Consider the following 18,233-nt stretch of genomic DNA (forward strand, 5'->3'; position numbering starts at 1 on the left):
GACTCTCCGCCCCGCGTTCGGCTGCCAGAGGACGTTCTGTGATTCCCAATCGGGTTTGTCAAGAGCGTCGGTGACGCTTGGTGAGCGGGCTATGCCGTAGCGAGGTCGTGCTGGGGTGGCTCGACAGCAAACGTGCGGTGGTCGCGTATGAGGGCCCAGAGGACGTCGAGGCGACGCCTGGCGAGGGCGAGGACCGCTTGCTTGTGGGACTTCCCCTCGGCCCCACGGGTGTGGCGGGAGACCTGGTTGTGCCGCCACTGCCGCGTCGCGTTCCTCCCCGCCGCAGCAGTGCGCCCCGAGACCGCCGCCGCGTCCTGCGTACCGATCACGCAGTTCCCGCAGTGGACCGCCGCCCTCGCCCGTCAGGGCGCGGGCCGCCCCGGTCCCTCAGCCGACCGGTAGTACTCGGGCCTCGAGGAGCCGCCTGGGCCGTGGTGGAGATCGCGGGGACGCCGGCGGGCCGTGCGGAGCTGTGGGCGGTATGGAAGGTGACGGCGGTGCGGTGGGGCCCGCTTCGCCGGGCCGGGTCGAAGGCGGGTGCGGTACTGTCGTGGCAGGGCCGGGAAGAAGGGGATCCCGGGCGGGCGTGCACACCATCGGGCGCCACGTCCACGGGGGACGGTCGACCGCGGCACCGAACGCCTTCCCCTCGCCCCGACACACCTGCGCCGGGCGCTCCACGGGGACGTGTGTACTATCCTCCGACGCGCCCAATGCCCAACAGTGTCACGGTCGCTCGCCGGAGGGCGGGCCACTGCGAAAGCGTTGGAACTGTGGTGACATCGGGTCGAACAGGACAGGCCGTGCCGTCGAACGTGGAGTGGTCGAATGCCATCACCGGGGCGCCGCAAGGCCCTCCCCGCCGTGGGCGCCGTCGTCGCCCTGGCTGCTCTGTCCGCAGTGGTGCGCTATGCGGACCGCGAGCCCAGAGCTGACGCGGGGCTGTTCAGCCAGGTGCTCCTCAGCGCCGACGGCCGCACCCTCACAACACCGGTCATGTGGGCACCGTGCCAGGAGGCCGAACCGCGGCTGTTTGCGCGCGAGACGCCGCAGACGGTCGCCGCGGATCTGAAGACCGGGCGCACCGTGGACCAGACCCACGAGTGCCCCTCAGCCGGCCGTCTGGTCAGTCTCACACTCCACGCCTCTCTGGGGACCAGACAGCTGTCGGAGGCCAACACGGGAAAGCCCTTCGTCCCGTTCCCCGCCGCCCGGCTCGCCGACGTCGGCTACCTCCCCCCGGGCTTCACCGCAATATCGGACGTCCCACAGGTCTTCGGCTCCGTGGCCGGACCCTGGACTCCCAATCCGTACAACCGCAGCGACACCGTGCCCTCCTGGACCCGCTACTACGCGACCGTCGGCAAACCCGCGCTGAGCATCACCCAAAACCTCCCCGCAGCCGGCACCCACGACCCGGCACCGGGCACCCATGCCGGTCCACCGATGTCCGTCAACGGCCACAGCGCATCCCTCGTGTGCGACACGGATTCCGAACGCGCCCTCACATGGTCCGACGGCGTCAGCACCTTCACCGTGGTGAGCATCGACCCGCACCACGCGGCGCTCTCGCCCTCCGAGCTCCTCCGGGTGGCCAACGGCCTGCGGAACCCCTGAAAGGCACGAACAGCACGCATCCGTCCTCTGCCTCGGCACCGCGAGCAACGGCGGCCCCGTGCCCCATCACGGATACGAGGCCGTCCAGGCGCTGCGCGACCCCGCCCAGGAGCGTTACTTCTCCCAGGGGACGGCGCGGGTGACCAGCCCCACGAATGGCATGTCTGCCTCAGAGATCATCGCCGCGCTGCGCGAGAAGCTCGATGGACGCGCCACCACCATCGTCCGATACCCCGACACCGTCGAGCACGTCCGCCGCCTCAGCGACGAGATCGCCGGCCTTCCCGCCGACGACGGCTCGAACGGCGTGGGAAAGGGCGGCAAGACCGGCCCCGGTGACCACCGGGCGATCACGGAGGCACTCGACCGGCTGATGTCCGAGACCGGGCCGCTGGGCCGCGACCCCGAGGTGCTGGAGCGCGTCCGCCGCCTGGACCGGGCCGTCACCGCGGCCGCCGACGCCGTACCCAGCACTGAGGAGCTCTCAGAAATCATCTCATTTGGGGATTCTCCGCAGGCAGCTGACTGCTGCGGCGATGCTGGCGAACGCGGCGAAGTGCTCGCCCTTGCGTTCGTAGCGGCGGTGGAGGCGGCGGAAACCGTTGAGCCAGGCGACGGTGCGCTCGATCACCCATCGGTGTCGGCCCAGGCGCTGGGAGGAGTCGACGCCCCGGCGGGCGATGCGGGCCGGGATCTGGCGTCGTCGCAGGTAGGCGCGGATGAATCGGTGGTCGTAGGCCTTGTCGCCGTGGAGTTTGCCTGGCCTGCGTCGCCTGGGGCCGCGGCGCGAGCGGATGGGCGGGATGGCATCGGTCAGCGGGATCAGGGCCTGGCTGTCGTGGACGTTGGCGCCGGATATCGCGAGCGACAGGGGTAAACCGGTGCGTTCGGTGAGCAGGTGGATCTTCGACCCGTACTTGCCCCGATCGACAGGATTCGGACCTGTCAGGTCCCCCTTTTCAGGGCTCGCATGTTCACGGAGTCAACCGCGCAGCGCGACCAGTCCAGCTCGCCCCGTGCGCCGAGTTCGTCCAGGACGACCCGGTGGAGCTTGGCCCACACCCGTGCCTTGCTCCACTCGGCGAACCGCCGATGGGCAGTCGGCCCGGACGGGCCGAAGCAGGGCGGCAGTTGGGCCCACGTGCACCCGGAGGTTGCCACGAAGACGATCGCCGCCAACACCTCGCGATCCCCGTAACGGCGCCGGCCACCGCCCTGTGGCCGGGTCGGCGCCGCCGGCACCACCAACTGGAACAGCTCCCACAACTCGTCCGGCACCAGACGCTCCACGATCAGCACCCCCAGAGTCTAGCCATCCAAATGAGATGACTTCTAAGTCCCCGCGCCCGGTTCAGAAACAGCCGCTGCCCCGGATACACGATTCCCGCCCGAACGCGCCGGCTCACGTCCGGCGGTGGCGTCCGGTGGGCCGGGCCGGGCTGGCGGTGCCCGGGTTCAACGACGTACCACCCCGCCGAACACCGGGCCGTCCCCGGCGGCCCAGCCGGGGACCACGAAGGCCGCCAGGCCGCCGGACAGGGCCTAGGCTGTCCCGTCGAGGACGAAGTGACGAGGAGCCGGACGAAGTGAAGCGCCTGGGGTGGGTGGCGGCCGTGCTGGCGACGGCGGCCGCGGTGAGCGGATGCGGCGGCGGGGGCGGGCAGGGGATGACGGGCCCGGGGCAGGCAGGGCAGCAGGTCGCGCGGGAGGACGCGGACCAGCTGCGCCCCTACCGGCTGACGCTGCCGGAGAGCCTGGGGCACGGCCGTTACGCCCGCTCCCACGACGCGGCGCCGGTCGACCCGAGGCTGGCGCAGGTCATGGCGGACCAGATCGAGGGCGCCACCGCGGTGTTCGGCTGGTACCAGTCGGCGCCCAAGGACCGCGACGGCGCGCTCGCGATCGGCGTGACGGGCCTGTACGGCACCGTACGGAGCCCGGCGACGGCGCTCGAGCAGTTCCAGAGCGTCCTGGACGGGCGCGACAACGTCCAGGGCTTCATCGTCGGCCCGCGGTCGATCACGCCGCCCCGCTCCCGGGAGCCGCTCCGCTGCCGGATCGTCCTGGTGCGGACGGGGGGCGTCGACTTCCGGCGGGCGGAGTGCAGCTGGGCGGACGCCTCCGCCGTGGTGGTGGTCAGCGAGCCGCTGCGGGAGGCCGTCCGGCCGGAGAGCGTGGACCTGGACGCCCTGGCCGCCGAGGTGGCCGCCGTGCGCGAGGACGTCCGGGCGCCCGCTAGCTAGCTAGCGCCGCAGGCCACCCCGACCCGACGGCGCACCACCACCCCACCCCCACCACCAGGAGGACAGGGGCGCCTGCCACGTCCGACGGCGGCGATACCCCCAGACCAGCCGGCGCCCGGGACATCAGCAACGTCCGCGCGCACCGGCCGAACCCGAACCCGTCCACGCCGTGCCCGCCCAGCCCCGAGCTACCCTGCCTGACTCCCCCGGCTCCGCTGGCAGCCGGGCTGCTGGTGAAGCCACGCCCGCGCGGCGGCCAGCACCCGGTCCCGGTCGCCGCCCACGGCCGCGGCGGGGTCGTTGACCACCTCTTCGTCAGGCCGGATCGGAGCGTTGTACGTGCGGCCGGCGCGGTCGACGTCATCGGCGGTGGTGAGGACCAGGGTCGCTCCGTCGGACAGGTGGTAGACCATGTTCCCGGTGGGAACGCCGTAGGTCGGCTCACCGAAGAAGCGGGTGTCGGCACGGCCACGGAAGGCGACCGCGACCGCCTCGCCGGAACTGCCGGTCCGGTGGCCGGTCAACACGGCCACAGGCGCAGCGCTGCGGGTGATCGGTTCGCTGTCCGTCCAGCCCACGGGCTCGCCGTCCGCGTAGGCGTTGCCGTGCTGGATGGACCACGTCGAGCGGTTGCCGTCGGCGTCCACGAAGCCCCCCGCCGGTCCGTCGCCCAGCACCGGCCCCAGGACTGCCAGCATCGGCCACATGTTGCCTCCGCGGTCGTCGCGCAGGTCCACGATCCAGCCGCAGGCGCCGTCGGCCGTCGCGACGGCCGCCCGGCCCTGTCGCACGTACGCGTCGTAAGTCTGCTGTGTCCCCTGGACCTGCGGCAGCGAGACGTAGCCCAGGCCGTCCTCCAGAGCGCGGCCCGTCAGGCCCTCGAAAGATAACGTGGTGGCTCCCAACCTCGCCCCGGACTGTTGCGGATCGAGGAAGAAGCTGTGTCCGTCTCCCAGGGAGTTCAGCGCCCAGGCGATGACCCCGTAGGTGTCGGACGCCGTCCGCGCGCCGTGCGCCTGCTCCAGCACCCGCCGCCGCAGCTGAGCCCAGTCCACCCGGTGACGCATCACGGATTGCTGCTCCATCAGGTCCAGCACCTTCGTCAGGTAGGTCCGGGCCCCAGGAGACATGCCGTCGTCCGGGTCCTGCAACAGCCCGCTCGCGGACCCGGCCACCGGCAACAAAACCCCCACAGCCACCCCCAGGGCAGCCAGACGCAGCAAGCGTTTCCGTGCCATGCGTTCCCCCCTCCGTTCCCCACGGCGTCGCGGGGCGTGCACCACTGTAAGAAGCGATTCCCAAACCGAGGGTAGGGTCACGCTTTCCCAGGTGAGGTGTGTGGCCGCCACTCGGTAGGCACGCTCGGAGCGTCGTGTCGGTGCGGGGCGTGGTCGGAGGTGGCGGATGCCGTCGGTGCTGGGAGTGCTGGAGAGGCGCGAGCGGGTGGCGTTGGCCCGGGCGGAGGAGCTGCGGGCCGAGTTGGAGGGGCTTCAGGCCGCCGTGGCCGAGGCGGATGAGGCCGCGCGGCGCGCGGTCATCGCGCGGGAGGAGACCGTCGCTGCCTTGGGCGAGTTGGCCGATGAGGCCGCGGTGCCCGGGGCGCCGGTCGGCGCCCCGGTGGTGGAGCCGGTTGTGGGCGTGGTCGGGCCGCGGGTCGAAGTGCCCTTCTGGAGCGAGGGGTTGGGGATCGATGCGCTTCCGCCCGACTGTGCGCGGATCGTGGCCCTGGTCGAGCGCGATGCGGCCGGTGGCGGGGACGGGGTGCGGGCTCGGGCGATGCGCGAGGATCTGGGTTGGCCTGCGAGTGACGCGAGGGAGCAGGCGGCCCGGTTTCGGGCGAAGCGGCTGGCGGAGCGGGGCTGGTTGACCGAGGGGCGGCCGGGACTGTTCAGGCCCCGGGCCGCTTGAGGCGGCGGGGTGCCGGGGCGCCGGAGCGGGCCAGGCGGCGGGTGGCCGGGATGCTCGCGGCCCACCAGGCCATCGCCTCGGCGCTGTCGATGCGGGTCTCGTAGTCCCGGACCAGGCGCCGGGCTCGGATCAGGTGGGAGAAACTGCGCTCCACGACCCAGCGGCGTGGCAGCACCACGAACCCCTTGGCGTCGTCGCCGCGCTTGACGACGGTCAGCGCGAGGGCCAGGACCGCGTGGGCGAAGGCGATCAGCCATCCTGTGTAGCCGCCGTCGGCCCAGACCAGGGCGATGCGGTGGTGTTCGGCGCGCAGTTGTTCAAGGAGGTCACGGCCGGCGTCGTTGTCCTTGACCGACGCGGCGGTGACGATCACCACCAGCAGCAGGCCCAGGGTGTCCACGGCGATGTGTCGCTTGCGGCCGTTGATTTTCTTCCCGGCGTCGTAGCCGCGGGTGGCCGCGCCGACGGTGGCATCGGCCTTGACCGACTGCGAGTCGATGATCGCGGCGGTGGGTGCCTCCTTCTTGCCGGCCAACTCTCGCAGTATCTTGCGCAGTCGGCCGTAGAGTTCCTTGATGAGGTGGTTGTCGCGCCAGCGGCGGAAGAACCGGTAGACGGCCCGCCAGTTGGGGAAGTCGGCGGGCAGGCTGGCCCAGCGCACACCCTCGGCGACCAGGTAGCGCACCGCGTCGAGCATCTGGCGGTGGCAGAAGCCCTCCGGGCGGCCCCCTTGCCCGTTCATCCAGGCCGGGACCGGCAGCAGCGGCCGGACGACCACCCACTCCGCGTCGGTGAGGTCGGAGCCGTAGCGGCGGGCCCGGTCCGGCTGGTCGGCGGCATTCCCGAGCAGGTGTGCGAGGCAATCGCACGACATGCCGGAGCTGGACGCGGACGGAGCAAGCACGCCACAGTGGGACACCAGGGCCTCCTGATGGTTCGTTGACTCGACATCACCGTACTGCGCAGGAGGCTCTTCTCCTATGCGCCGACCGCGGAGCGATCACCCGAACGAGACCGACGCGCGCGGAAGTTCGAGCGGCAGCCGTGTCCCTCGGTTTGGGAATCGCTTCTCACCGCTGGAGGTCCCAGGCCAGTGCCAGCACGGCCCCAACCGGCAAGGCGAACATGCCGACCAGAATGCGGTTGCGCCAGGTGTACGGGAGCCCGGCGACGGCCGGATAGGCCAGCAGACAGGCCGCCGCGAGGACGTCGAGCACGAAGACGACGGCCGGCGGGTGCAGGGGGTGTGAACTGGCCCGGTTGGCCCAGCCGGTGACGACCTCGAAGCTGGAGAGCAGGACGACCACCGAGGCCAGCACGTTGGGCACGGGCGCCAACGCGGCGTGCGGAGTCATGCCGTCGGGTCGGAGCCGTGCCACGGCGACCAGTAGCCCGACGCTGAACACGACCGCCAGGACGGGCACCACGACGAAGATCAACGGTTCCTCCAGTGGATCGACGCGACGGCGCTGACCGCCGCGGGCAGTAGGACGGCGAGGAGGAGCAGGGAGACGAGGACGACGGACAGGTCCGTGGGTTCCCGGGTCCACGGCTGCGAGGTGTGCGGCGCGGCGCCGGCGGTGCCGGCGGGTGTGGTCGCGGCACCGCCGGGCGGGGTGGGGCTCGGTGCCGCCGTGGCGGGGGTGGTGGGTCGGTCGGCGGGTGTGGTCGCGGATCCCTCGTGGGCGTTCGGCTGGGTGGCCGCCGCAGCCTGGCTCGGAACCGGGACCGAAGCCGGACCCGGGGCGGTGGGCGCGGGGTGTCGCTGGATCGGCGCTGGTCTGGAGAGGGGCGGGGCCGAAAGGGCGGGGGGTCGCGCGGTGGGGTGGGCCGAGGAGGGCGGGGCCTGGCTCGCCGACGGGCTCGGCGAGGCCTGCGGCGTGGGGCTTGGCGAGGCCTGCGGCGTGGGACTCGGCGCGGTGGTCGCGGGCGGGGTGGTGGCCGACGGCGGCGTCGGCTCCGGGCTGGGACAGCCGGGCGTCGGGGCCGGTGTCTGCGTCCCGATGCCCGGAACCCCTGCGGCGGTGCGGGGCGAGAGAAGGTCAGGCACCGCTGTTGACCTGGAGCGCGGCCTCCACCCCGGAGGCCACGGCCCCGGCGATCCAGGCATGGTAGCGGGGCTGGCAGTGGTCCCCGGCGAAGTAGAGCCGGCCGTCGACGGGGGTGGCGACGTGCGGCCCGAGAGTGGTCAGCTGTCCGGGGGTCTCGATGACCGCCTCGCCCAGTGCCCACCGGTTGCGCAGCCAGGACTGCGACACCGAACGGTGGGTGGCGAACTGCCGGATCCGGTCGCCGTACAGGGCCGCGAGGTGGTCGAGGGCCTCGGTGTGCCGGTCGTCGGGGGCGAGGGCGTCGAAGCGCATCGCGTCCTCCGCCCAGTTGTAGGCGGCGAGCACGACGCCGCCGGGTGCGCCCTGGTCGCTGGGGTGGGAGGGGAAGTAGACGAAGCGGCAGGCCTCGTCGCTCACGCAGCCGCCGCCCACGGCCGGCTGGGCGGCCCCGTGGGGCGCCGGGCGGTACGCGTCGCCGGTCCGGCTGCGCCAGGTGTCCTCGTCCCATTCCCACCAGCGCTCGGTGAACTCCAGCAGCACCTTGTGCGCGGTGTCGTGGTGCAGTTCGTTGATGGCCCGCCGCTTCCCGTACGGCAGCAGCGGGTCGAAGTCGACGTGGCGCAGCGCGGCGAACGGTACGGCGAGGACCACGGCGTCGGCCCGGTACTCGTGCACGGGCGTGCCGATGGCGCCGGCGCACGCCTCGTCCTCGGGGCCGGTCTCGGGCGCGGCGAGGACGGTCACGCGGCCGGATGGCTCGAGCACGACCTTGGTGACCACGCGGTCCTGTTCGATCGACAGGTCCTGGGCCAGGGCGGTGGTGAGGGCGTCCGTGCCGCCGGTGAACTCGAAGTAGGTGACGGCCGGGTTGATGTCGACGGCGTCCAGGGCGGAGTGCAGGAACCCGTAGGAGAGCCGGCTGGTGAGGTTCTCCAGGGTGCCGACCGCCTGGATCTGCGGTTCGTCCCAGTGCGCGATGTCCGTCAGGTAGCGTCGCAGGGAGTAGCCGTCCAGGTCGTGCAGCAGCCGGGCCATGCCGTCGACCCGCTCCTCGATGGGCTTGTCCGACCAGGTGCCGTCCGGGTTCCTGGTCTGGGTGTAGGAGCGGGCGGTGGCCAGCGCCTGGTCGAGGGCGGCGGCCGAGGTCTGCCCGCTGTCCCAGCCGAAGGACTTGTTGACCGGCCGCGGGTCGGCGGCGTAGACGGCCTTGGTGACGGTCTGCCCGTTGACGTGGATCAGCCGCGAGCCGAGGGCCGGCGGCGCGGCGTACGGCGGCCGCGTTCCGGTGCTGAAGGTCTCGCCCGTCCAGGAGGTGTAGACGATCCGGCTGTCGCCCGAGGTGAGGTCGGGCGTCGGGTCGGTATCGACGAGGTGGAAGGGGCGGCGGGCGACACCAAGCCGGTCGGCGAGCGCGAGGGTGAGGGCGTGGCTGGACGGGATCCGCATGGCGCCCGCCTCCGCCCGCAGCCGCGGATCCTGCCAGACCTCGCCCCGGAAGGTCTTCACCCGGCCGCCGACCCGGTTGCGGTTCGCCTCCAGTACGCGTACCCGGTGCCCGGCCGCGCGCAGCAGGCGGGCGCAGACCATCCCGGCCACCCCGGCACCCACCACCAGCACGTCGCGTCCGTGGGCCGCTCGCAGCGGGGTCTTCCCGGTGAGGAGCCTGAGGTAGTGCAGCGTCAGGTCGTTGTAGGACTCGTCGGTGAGCAGGATCCGGCGGGCCATCGCCAGCGAGTTCGCATCCTGTGCGGCATCGCGCACCGGTGCGCCGGGGTGCGTGGTTCCGGAAAAACCGGTGATCGAGCCCGCGGCCGCGACGGAAGCCGCGGCGGAGAAGAGAGACCTTCTGGTGATCATGGCCAACAGAGTGGCAGGCGCGGGGATGGCCGCCCCGGCAGTCAAGTGGGCCTCACCCGAACGGCTTGCGGGCGCGCACGAACAAGGGCTCGCGAATTCGGAAATCGGTGGGCCGTTCGGATGCAACGGCGTCCCAGCGTGAGCCGTCATGGTCGCGTGGTCGGCCCCGCCGCCGCCCCGGGCCCCGCTTCGATTTTCCGGAGCGTTGGTGCTTACTGACTTCGGCGCTTCAAGGTGATGGCGGTGGGAGGTCGAGGGAGAGTCCGGTCCCGGCGAGGAAGCCGTCGAGGACGTCGGAGCGGTACTGAAGCTGTTTGAGGCGGTTGCGGACGAGCGCGGCGAGTCGCTCCGGAGCGACGCTGGCGAGGTTCGCCAGGCTGCGTTTGACGTGGGCCCATAGGTACTCGACCGCGTTCAGCTCGGGTGCGTATGCGGGCAGGATGAACACCGTCAGCCAGTCCCGCGCGTTGATCAAGTCGCGCATGGCATGGGAGACATGGGTGTTCAACCGGTCCCACACCAGCACGATCGGCGCCTTGACCAGCTGGTGGACCCCGTCTATCAGCCCGATGTAGTCGCGCTCGGACAGGCTGCGGCGTTCGCCCTTGCGCCCGGTATGGCACCGCAGCCGGTGACAGAGCCGGGTCCGCGAGCCCGGCCGCATCGCGATCAGCCCGGCGACCGAGACCCGTCCGGAGCCCCGGCCGCCCACCCTCACGACCGGGGTGATGCCACGGCGTCCCCACGTGCGTGCCTTGGGCGGTCTGCGGGTGAACCCGGCTTCATCCTCGAAGCAGAGCCATCCGTCGCAGGCCGCCCGGGCGCTTTTACCTCCGCCCAGGTCACCTCCATCCACGCGGCGACAGCCTGCTCGTCGCGTTCCGCGGCACGCCGCGTTGGGACCTGCGGGGTGAAGCCGAGTCGCTGCATCAGGCGGGTGGCTCCCGAGACGCTGTAGGACACGTGGAACTTGCGGCCGATCAGCGTCGCCACCCGCGCACCGGTCCACACCTGGTCCTTGTCCCAGCCGTGCACGGCCGGCCCCTGCTCAAGGTACTCGGCCAGCTTCGCCCGGCACCGCGCCGACAGCTTGCAACGCTGCCCACCCGGTCCCCGTGAAGCCAGCGCCCCGGCCCCGCCCTCCCGCCAGGCCTGGTGCCACTGGTAGGCCGACTTCGTGGTCACCCGCGACCTGCGGGCAACCTCCTTCGGTGGGACACCTTCGTCGAACAACTCGGCGGCTTCCAGCCGCACCGCCTCGCGGCGCTGACGTGCCTTCGCCGTCAGCCCGCCCCCATCCGCATAGCGCATACCAACGGCATAGCGCGCACATGGCCGTCAGTCAGCTACACAAACAGGCCAATCACCTCGAAGCGCCAAGGTCAGTAAAGACGGTCACCCGACCGGTGTGAAAGACGAAGCTCACATCCACGCTCCCCTGGGCCACATCGTCGCCAGTCCATTCGAGCAGCTCGACGCTCTGAAGGGTCAGACCTCGGAGTGCCCGCAGCTCGGCCAGCCGTTCCGGACGCCACGCCAGATCGAACCCTGGCCAGCGCACCGGACGATGAGGGTCGATCGTGGCCCAGGTGAGGGCGATGTCGTCGAACCTGTAGTGATTGATCTCGACTTGTTCACCCTCGAAGTCGAGCAGCACAGGGCAGTCACAGAACCACTCGTCATCCTTCAGGTCCCAAGCCACCCAGACCCGCGTCAGCGTGCGCCCGCGCAGGGCGCCCAGACGGCGCCCGTGCTGGCGCGTCACGGCGTCACGGCCGTTCAACCACTGTGGTTGGTATCGCGCAATGTCGAAATCGAACACGCGATCATCTTGCCAGGATCGGCACCACAGGATCGACGACAGAGCCCGTTCACCCGTGCCTGCCTGAGTACTTCAACGAGTACGCGGGAAGTGACCTCAACGCCCCCAGGAGCCAGGCATTCGGATAGTTCCAATACCCGACTCCACCATTAAACCCTCGGGAGTTGCATCAGACGGGCGAGAAGTCGCAGGTCAGCAGCTCACGGGACGGGCGTGAGGCTCTCCGGCGCTACTACGTGCTGGCGGTCTGACCAGGCGTGTTGCCAGGTCGATCCCATCTGATACATGATCTGCCCTCCAGAAGGGATGGTCTGGAGTGGTGCATCAGCACAAGATCGCCCTGGCTGGGTCGGCTCATCTGGAGCTCGTCTCCGGTGTGGTCCAGCTGCGTCCCGAGGACGCGATGTTCGATGCGATGCTGCGGGGCTGGCGGGCTCAGCAGAAGGCGCGGGGGCTTCAGGACGAGACGGTCGAGGACCGGGAACGGCTGATCCGCCGGTTCCACGAGTTCGCGAACGACTACCCGTGGCAGTGGACGCCGGCCCACATGGACGAGTGGTCGGTGTGCCTGACCGGCGAGAAGCACCTGGCGCCGTTCACGATTCGCGGCTACCAGGGCATCGTCCGCTTGTTCAGCGAGTTCGTGATCGACAGCCGCTATGGCTGGGTGCCCGCCTGCGAGGAAGCCTTCGGCGCCTTCCCTGTGGCGATCTGCCACGAGTGGAACACCATCCCGCACCTTCAGGACTACGAAGGCAGCCCGGAGGCCCGGCCGTTCACTCGGGACGAGCTGCAGCGCTTCCTCGACTATGCCGACGACCAGGTCGACCGCGCGGTGCGCGCGAAGCGCAAGGGGGCCCTGGCCGCCTACCGCGACGCCACCCTTTTCAAGGTCATCTACGGCTGGGGGCTGCGGCGAACCGAGACGTCCAAGCTCGATGTCGTCGACTTCGGACGGAACCCGCAGGCTCCGCAGTTCGGCCGGTACGGCACCCTCAACGTCCGCTACGGAAAGGCGAAGAAGGGCCAGCAGCCCCGCCGCAGGAACGTGCTATCGGTGATGGACTGGGCCGTTGAGGCGGTCGCGGACTACGTCGAGAACGTACGGCCGCGGTTCGGGTTCCCCGACCATCCGGCCCTGTGGATCACTGAACGCGGAGGCCGTCTCCAGCCCGGTTCGATCAACGACCGGTTCGAGGCATACCGCAATGCCCTAAAACTCCCAAAAGACCTAGTTCCACACTCAATCAGACATTCTTACGTCACCTACCTGACCGAGGACGGAGTGGACCGGCGATTCATCCAGCAGCAGGTCGGCCACGAGTGCGACAGCTCCACGACGATCTACACCCACGTCAGCGACGACTTCGTGAACACTGCCCTGCACAAGGCACTGGCCCCGGCGTTCGCCGGAGTCTGACGGGAAGGACCTGACGATGTCCGCCAAGCTCGACTACCGCTGGCACCTGCGCAAAGTGATGGCGGACCACGGGATGTTCTCCACCACCGACCTCATCCCGCCGCTCGCCGAACGGGGCATCACCTTGTCGACGAGCCAGGTCTACCGCCTCGTGGTCGAGCGGCCCGAGCGGCTGAGCCTGAAGATCCTCATGGCCCTGCTCGACATCCTGGACTGCCGCATGGACGACCTCGTCGAGCCGATCGCCTCGGCCACCGCGGTGAAGAAGCCGAAGACGGCTGCTGCCGCTGGCACCGCACCGCCGGCAGCGGACGGGCTCGGTGACCTGCGGCCCAAGCGGGCCAGGATCAGGGGTGTCGACCTGCCGTGACCACCACCGACCAGCCGGCCCGCGCGGTCACGGACCCCGTCGGCCTGATCACGGACCTGATCAGCCACGTCGAGAAGGACCTCGACCCCGCGGCCGTCCGGGCTGTGGTCCTCAGCGTCGCCGGTGGCCGCGCAAAGTCGCGCCGGCTCGCCGAAGTCCTGACGGCCCGCCCCAAGGTCCTGTCCGACGGCAGGTCTCCGGCGCCCCGGGCCATCGGCGACCTGCTGATCGCGCTCCGCAAGGCCGGCGCCACGACGATCTCGCCGTCGGTCTGCCGCGACTGCGGCAAGCACCTGCGGACCTTCCAGCGCCGAAGCCCGGACTGGTACTGCGGGGTCTGCAACCAGGACACCGTCGAGTGCGCCGCCTGCGGAACCGCCCGCCGCATCCACACGCGTGACCGGGCCGGCCGACCGCGCTGTTTGATGTGTCCCGACACCGACCCACGCGACCCGGTCGACGTCATCCACGAGGTGATCACCACGATCAATCCGGCCGTCGACCGTGAGATCGTCGCCGACGCGGTCCGCCGGTCCGCTCCCCGCCCCTCCTACCAGCAGAAACTTGCCTGGGCCCTGGAGGACAATCCCCGTCTGCTCACCGGCGAGGGGCACCTGGCTCCCCTTCGCGCCATCCCGCGATTCATCGACCTGCTGCACGCCGCCGACGTCGCAGGCATCATCCGACCGGCCTGCCCCCGCTGCCGGCGCGTCGTTCGCATCGACAAGCCTCTCGATGGGCAGCGAGTCTGCCGCAACTGCATCGCCAAGTCCCGCATTGAGGAGTGCACACGCTGCGGCGCCCGACGCGAGCCCGCCACGCGCGACGCAGAGGGGCGGCCGCTATGTCCAAAGTGCCTGATCACAGACCCGGCCAACCTGGAGACCTGCATCATCTGCGGCGAACGCCGCATGGTCTGCACTCGAACCCCGGACGGGCCGATCCGCCCGAACTGCCGCCCCCTGCCCACGCTGATCTGCTCAATCTGCGGCCGAACGGCACCCTGCACGCTCTCGAAGCTGACCGGCCAGGCCCGATGCGGCAGTTGCGACCGTCGAGAAGCGCACTGCACCGTCTGCGGACGCTTCCGGGACATCCACTCCGGCACCACCGACGTCCCTGTCTGCGGCCCCTGCACGAAGCCGGACCCCGAACTCTGGCGCCCCTGCCCGACCTGCGGTGAGGCCGAACGGCTGACCACACCCGGCCCCTGCCGCCGCTGCACGCTCAAGCAGCGACTCAACGACCTCCTCGCCGACGGCACCGGCGCCATCCCCCCGAAGCTGCAGGCCCTCCACGACGCGCTGTCCGGCACCCAGAGGACGGCGACGGCCATGAGCTGGCTCTCGAAGGGCATCGTCTCCACCGTCCTGTCCGACCTGGCCTCCGGCCGACGTCCCCTGACCCACGAGGCCCTGGACGAACTCCCCGACTGCAAAGTCGTCGAGCACATCCGCAGCGTCCTCGTGGCAGCCGGCGCACTGCCGCCCCGCGACGAGCAGATGTTCCGCCTCGAACGGCATGTGAAGGACCTCGTCGCCTCGCACGCCACCCCCGAAGGTCGGCAGATCCTTCACCGATACGCGACCTGGCACCTGATTCGCCGGCTTCGCCGCCGAAGCCGCGGCAACGACATCACGCACACCCAGCTCAACGTCGTACGCGTGCACCTGAGGGCCGCCGTCTATCTCCTGGACTGGCTCACGGACCAGGGCCTGACCCTGGCCAGCTGCCGCCAGAGCGACCTGGAACGCTGGATGACCCGAGACGAGACTCAACTCCGAACAGAGGCTGGGCACTTCGTGCGCTGGGCTCTCGCCCAGAAGATCGCCCGAGACCTCAGCTTCCCGGCCGTGAAGTGGAACGGCCCCTCCCAGGCCATGGACGACGACGCCCGCTGGGCCACCGCCCGCCGCCTGCTGCACGACGACACCATCCGGACCGAAGACCGCCTGGCCGGCCTGCTGTTGCTCCTCTATGCGCAGTGGCCAGCGGCGACATCCCGGCTGACCACCGGCCACATCGAGGAAACCGACCAAACGGTCCGCATCCGCCTCGGCGACGTCGGAGTCACCTTGCCCGGACCCATCGCCAAGCTGGTAGCCGCCCGTCGCAGCCACGCGGTCCTCGCCCAGACCGACTCCCCCTGGCTCTTCCCCGGCGGCCAGCCCGGCCGCCCTATCAGCGCCTGGGCGATGGGCGAACGACTCCGCAAGCTCGGCATCCGGCTCGCGGCAACCCGCTCCACCGCGCTGTTCCAGCTCGCTACCGAGCTGCCCTCCGCGATCCTCGCCCGCACCCTCGGCATCCACATCACCGTCGCCGTCAAATAGCAGCAAGCCGCCGCCGGCGACTGGGGCGCCTACGCCGCCCAGGTCAGCCATCGCATCAACCATCCCCACCAATACGGAGACGACGACCATGCCCCTCGATGACCAGCACATCTGGGCCCTGCTGAAGAACCTCGACGATCCCGACCACATGGAGTTCCCTCAGAGCTACGACCACGCCACGACCCGAGCCCGATTCGACCAGCTCGCAGACAGGCTGGCTCAGCGGTTCCGCTGCACCTGCACCGTCGATCGAGGCGTCCAGGACGCGAACCACCACGGAACCGTCGTCATCCCCACCAGTGCAACGGCCAGCGGCGACCACATCACCATCACGGTGAGCAACTACGGCAACCTCGTCGCCGTGACGCTGGGGAACCCCGGCAGCTACGACAAGGAGGAAGAGAACGTCCTCTTCGAGACTGCCGACCGCCGACCCATCGACGACGAACTCGACGCACTCGGCTATACCGCCGTCTCCGAGCACCTGCTCTGGACCCGATACGACGGCGTCAGCAACCTCGGTACATGCTTCGAGCCACGAACCTGGTGGGACCGATTCTTCGACTACACCTGAGTGACCAGTCTCATCGAAGTTCGACTGTTGTCTGAGCCGTCGAGCGGATTCAGGCTGTCACCGGAGCACGGAGGCTGCATCGTCGCTCTGGGCCTGCTGGACTTCGTGCTGGACACCCGGAAGCCCGCCGCCTGGCGGGGCTGCTCGCTGTCGGTGCTCGAGGGAGAGGACGGATGCGGCGGGTTCCGCCACGAACGGATCTGGCGCGGCTGCCGCGACATCGTGAAAGGGGCGCTGGACGAGATCACCGGCGAACGCGATCGGCTGCGCGCAGTGAACCGCAGGTTCAACTCCTCCGAACTGCTCAGCTGGTCGAGTCCGCCACGGCCCTGGCCGACGAGGTCGACTCGGCCTGGCTCACGCTACGGGCGGACGCCAACCGCGACCACAGCGCCCGCGCCCGGACGGCGATCCACGGCACCGCTGTCGAGGCTGAGAACCGCGAACGCGTCCTGCTGCCCTACCCTGCCCCGCTGATCATCACCGGAACCCTGCAACGGGCGGCGGACCAGAAGCGCGAGAACGACGGAAGCATCGTCGCCCGCCTCCAGCTGGTACCCGACGAGGAGTTCCGCCAGCACCTCTCCCCCCGTACCCGAATTGCTCGTCTGCCGGCTCGAAGGCGAGCTCGGCGCCCGCGCACTCCAGCAAGACCTGCGCCCGGGCGATCGCGTGGCGGTGCGCGGCCGCCTGGCGGTCCGCTACTACCGGGGCGACGACGGCATCCCGCGTTCCGCAACCCTGTTCCACGCCGACGGATTCGGTCCATTTCTCGGCTGCCGACCCAGCCGCCCGCCGGGCGGCCCGGCCGGCAGCTGCCCTTAAACCATCCGGCCGCAGCCCAAGTCCGGCTGTCGGCCCGATCCCGTCGACGTCCGCGACCAGGTCGTCATCGACGAGATCTGGCCGACAGCCGAATCGCGCGGATGACGCCCCGGCCACGACCACCGAGCGTCGCAGGCCGCAGCCGGCTCCTCCCGCCAGGGGAGTCACCCGGCGCCGGACTGAGGGGCGGCTCAGGGAACCCATGAGCCACCGGTGGCCGGAGGGCCGGGCACCGGCCGAAGGAACCGTCGCCCCACAGCCCCGCATCGACTTTAAATTGTGGTAACTTCTTTCTGTCTCCGGGCCCTGGGGACTCACCCCCGAAGGAGTTTGTGATGATCCCCGCCGGCCGCATCCCCGCAGACGACAAGAGGGCCGCCGAGCTGTTCGGTTTGAGCCTGAGCCGGTACCGCACCGTCCAGCCCTGGAAGAAGTTCCCCCCGAGCGTCAAGTACCTGCAGAGCCCGGCCGCCAAGGTCCGTGTCTACGACCTCGAGCAGCTCAAGATCCAGGTCATCAACATGATGGTGGAGGAGGGCGCGAAGCAGGAGAACCCCCTGCTGCCGCGCGACCCCGAAATCCTGCTTCCGCAGAAGGCCGGTGAGGTGCCCCAGCTGAAGCCCGGCGTCACGCTCCAGGAGAATGACCTGCTCGACCGGTACGAGGCCTACGCGGCCATCCCCGAGAAAGACCGGCCGGCCTGGTCCACCTGGCTGCGGCTGATCGCCCCGCCCAGCGGCGGCGCCACGACGGCGGGACCCGAGACCGACGACGAGTTCGACATCGCCGGCGCCCGGTATTGGCGGTACCGCACCCTCATGGACTGGAACGCCAAGCGGATCCCGCAGCACGCGACGGGACATGGCCACGGTCGCCCGGCCGGCCCGGAGACGCCCGGGATCCGTCAGCCGCGGCGCGACTTCATCGAGCGGGTCGAGAAGACCCGCCGGCTGCTCGCCGACGACCCCAACCGTACCAACGCCGAGCTCGCCCTGGCGCTCGGCGTGAAGTCGGAGCGGACCGTCGAGCGCATCCTCGCCTTCCTCGAGGAGGAGCGCGCCGGCGGCAACCAGCAGGAGGACTGACGCTCGGCGGGCACCCGCTCACGATCACGCCGCCACACGAGCTCACCAGGAACGTCGACGGACCATCAAGCTCCTGACCTGCCGAAACGCTGGAAACTCACCAGGCCGAACGGTGCCGCGGGCCGCTG

The 18,233-nt window shown here is 70.5% G+C and carries 17 protein-coding genes and 1 pseudogene; 8 read left to right on the forward strand and 10 right to left on the reverse strand.

Annotation, left to right across the window (positions count from 1 at the left end):
* Positions 1 to 89 precede the first annotated feature (89 nt).
* A pseudogene (locus HS99_RS48495) lies at positions 90 to 218 on the reverse strand (IS110 family transposase); the annotation flags it as partial.
* A gap of 610 nt (positions 219 to 828) precedes the next feature.
* Here HS99_RS48495 and HS99_RS26375 point away from each other — a divergent pair.
* The gene (locus HS99_RS26375) at positions 829 to 1,617 is read left to right on the forward strand and encodes a hypothetical protein (protein ID WP_030558152.1); all 789 of its coding nucleotides are present in this window, start codon (positions 829 to 831) and stop codon (positions 1,615 to 1,617) included.
* Positions 1,618 to 1,786: 169 nt separating this feature from the next.
* Here the strand turns inward: HS99_RS26375 and HS99_RS45235 are convergent, their stop codons facing one another.
* Both HS99_RS45235 and HS99_RS42755 read right to left on the reverse strand, forming a co-directional pair.
* Entirely contained in the window at positions 1,787 to 1,960 is a 174-nt protein-coding gene (locus tag HS99_RS45235; RefSeq protein ID WP_157846661.1) for a hypothetical protein, read from the reverse strand.
* A 153-nt stretch (positions 1,961 to 2,113) separates the two neighbouring features.
* Positions 2,114 to 2,910, reverse strand: a protein-coding gene (locus tag HS99_RS42755; RefSeq protein WP_370863307.1) for an IS5 family transposase whose coding sequence is annotated in 2 segments (ribosomal slippage) — positions 2,114 to 2,574 and positions 2,574 to 2,910 — 798 coding nt in all. Because the reading frame shifts where the segments join, the coding sequence is not laid out codon by codon here.
* A 293-nt stretch (positions 2,911 to 3,203) separates the two neighbouring features.
* On the opposite strand from HS99_RS42755, the gene HS99_RS26390 reads away from it, so the two are divergent.
* Complete coding sequence (locus HS99_RS26390; RefSeq protein WP_030558422.1) at positions 3,204 to 3,860, forward strand: hypothetical protein; 657 nt, start codon at positions 3,204 to 3,206, stop codon at positions 3,858 to 3,860.
* Positions 3,861 to 4,048: 188 nt separating this feature from the next.
* Here the strand turns inward: HS99_RS26390 and HS99_RS26395 are convergent, their stop codons facing one another.
* Positions 4,049 to 5,098 (reverse strand): S41 family peptidase, encoded by a 1,050-nt coding sequence (locus HS99_RS26395; protein ID WP_030558421.1) that lies wholly within the window; start codon positions 5,096 to 5,098, stop codon positions 4,049 to 4,051.
* Between the two features lie 166 nt (positions 5,099 to 5,264).
* On the opposite strand from HS99_RS26395, the gene HS99_RS26400 reads away from it, so the two are divergent.
* Positions 5,265 to 5,768 (forward strand): hypothetical protein, encoded by a 504-nt coding sequence (locus tag HS99_RS26400; protein WP_043389746.1) that lies wholly within the window; start codon positions 5,265 to 5,267, stop codon positions 5,766 to 5,768.
* On the opposite strand, the gene HS99_RS26405 is transcribed toward HS99_RS26400, so the two are convergent.
* The 5 genes from HS99_RS26405 to HS99_RS26430 all read right to left on the reverse strand — a co-directional run bounded on the left by HS99_RS26405 (position 5,749) and on the right by HS99_RS26430 (position 11,498).
* Positions 5,749 to 6,642, reverse strand: coding sequence for an IS5 family transposase (locus HS99_RS26405; protein WP_052405431.1), 894 nt, complete (start codon positions 6,640 to 6,642; stop codon positions 5,749 to 5,751). The two genes, HS99_RS26400 and HS99_RS26405, sit on opposite strands and share 20 nt — an antisense overlap.
* A 196-nt stretch (positions 6,643 to 6,838) precedes the next feature.
* Entirely contained in the window at positions 6,839 to 7,207 is a 369-nt protein-coding gene (locus HS99_RS26410) for a hypothetical protein (RefSeq protein WP_030558395.1), read from the reverse strand.
* Between the two features lie 603 nt (positions 7,208 to 7,810).
* A complete protein-coding gene (locus HS99_RS26415) occupies positions 7,811 to 9,676 on the reverse strand; it encodes an FAD-dependent oxidoreductase (RefSeq protein WP_043389750.1) in 1,866 nt (621 codons plus the stop codon).
* Between the two features lie 229 nt (positions 9,677 to 9,905).
* Positions 9,906 to 10,987, reverse strand: a protein-coding gene (locus tag HS99_RS26420) for an IS630 family transposase (protein ID WP_442354874.1) whose coding sequence is annotated in 2 segments (ribosomal slippage) — positions 9,906 to 10,499 and positions 10,502 to 10,987 — 1,080 coding nt in all. Because the reading frame shifts where the segments join, the coding sequence is not laid out codon by codon here.
* Positions 10,988 to 11,039: 52 nt separating this feature from the next.
* Positions 11,040 to 11,498: a hypothetical protein gene (locus tag HS99_RS26430; RefSeq protein ID WP_046385758.1), complete on the reverse strand. Its 459-nt coding sequence runs from the start codon at positions 11,496 to 11,498 to the stop codon at positions 11,040 to 11,042.
* A gap of 316 nt (positions 11,499 to 11,814) precedes the next feature.
* On the opposite strand from HS99_RS26430, the gene HS99_RS26435 reads away from it, so the two are divergent.
* From HS99_RS26435 to HS99_RS26450, 4 genes are all read left to right on the forward strand, one after another.
* Positions 11,815 to 12,918: a tyrosine-type recombinase/integrase gene (locus HS99_RS26435; protein WP_030554764.1), complete on the forward strand. Its 1,104-nt coding sequence runs from the start codon at positions 11,815 to 11,817 to the stop codon at positions 12,916 to 12,918.
* A gap of 16 nt (positions 12,919 to 12,934) precedes the next feature.
* A complete protein-coding gene (locus HS99_RS26440) occupies positions 12,935 to 13,288 on the forward strand; it encodes a helix-turn-helix domain-containing protein (protein WP_030554763.1) in 354 nt (117 codons plus the stop codon).
* Positions 13,285 to 15,621: a hypothetical protein gene (locus tag HS99_RS26445; RefSeq protein ID WP_046385759.1), complete on the forward strand. Its 2,337-nt coding sequence runs from the start codon at positions 13,285 to 13,287 to the stop codon at positions 15,619 to 15,621. Before HS99_RS26440 ends, HS99_RS26445 begins: the two co-directional genes overlap by 4 nt.
* 88 nt (positions 15,622 to 15,709) lie before the next feature.
* Entirely contained in the window at positions 15,710 to 16,195 is a 486-nt protein-coding gene (locus tag HS99_RS26450) for a hypothetical protein (RefSeq protein WP_030554762.1), read from the forward strand.
* A gap of 362 nt (positions 16,196 to 16,557) precedes the next feature.
* Here HS99_RS26450 and HS99_RS26455 read toward each other — a convergent pair whose 3' ends face one another.
* On the reverse strand, positions 16,558 to 16,776 hold the full coding sequence (locus HS99_RS26455) for a hypothetical protein (RefSeq protein WP_030554761.1): 219 nt from the start codon (positions 16,774 to 16,776) through the stop codon (positions 16,558 to 16,560).
* Between the two features lie 579 nt (positions 16,777 to 17,355).
* Here HS99_RS26455 and HS99_RS26465 point away from each other — a divergent pair.
* Positions 17,356 to 18,105: a hypothetical protein gene (locus tag HS99_RS26465; RefSeq protein WP_030554759.1), complete on the forward strand. Its 750-nt coding sequence runs from the start codon at positions 17,356 to 17,358 to the stop codon at positions 18,103 to 18,105.
* The last annotated feature ends 128 nt before the right edge of the window (positions 18,106 to 18,233 follow it).

Origin of the sequence: Kitasatospora aureofaciens (assembly GCF_001188955.3) — a bacterium.
Lineage (GTDB): Bacteria > Actinomycetota > Actinomycetes > Streptomycetales > Streptomycetaceae > Kitasatospora > Kitasatospora aureofaciens.

Coding starts and splice junctions, on each gene's coding strand:
- HS99_RS26395 (WP_030558421.1), bottom strand. CDS start 5,098: ATGGCACGGAAACGCTTGCTGCGTCTGGCTGCCCTGGGGGTGGCTGTG.
- HS99_RS26450 (WP_030554762.1), top strand. CDS start 15,710: ATGCCCCTCGATGACCAGCACATCTGGGCCCTGCTGAAGAACCTCGAC.
- HS99_RS26405 (WP_052405431.1), bottom strand. CDS start 6,642: ATGTCGTGCGATTGCCTCGCACACCTGCTCGGGAATGCCGCCGACCAG.
- HS99_RS26375 (WP_030558152.1), top strand. CDS start 829: ATGCCATCACCGGGGCGCCGCAAGGCCCTCCCCGCCGTGGGCGCCGTC.
- HS99_RS26440 (WP_030554763.1), top strand. CDS start 12,935: ATGTCCGCCAAGCTCGACTACCGCTGGCACCTGCGCAAAGTGATGGCG.
- HS99_RS26400 (WP_043389746.1), top strand. CDS start 5,265: ATGCCGTCGGTGCTGGGAGTGCTGGAGAGGCGCGAGCGGGTGGCGTTG.
- HS99_RS26465 (WP_030554759.1), top strand. CDS start 17,356: ATGATCCCCGCCGGCCGCATCCCCGCAGACGACAAGAGGGCCGCCGAG.
- HS99_RS26415 (WP_043389750.1), bottom strand. CDS start 9,676: ATGATCACCAGAAGGTCTCTCTTCTCCGCCGCGGCTTCCGTCGCGGCC.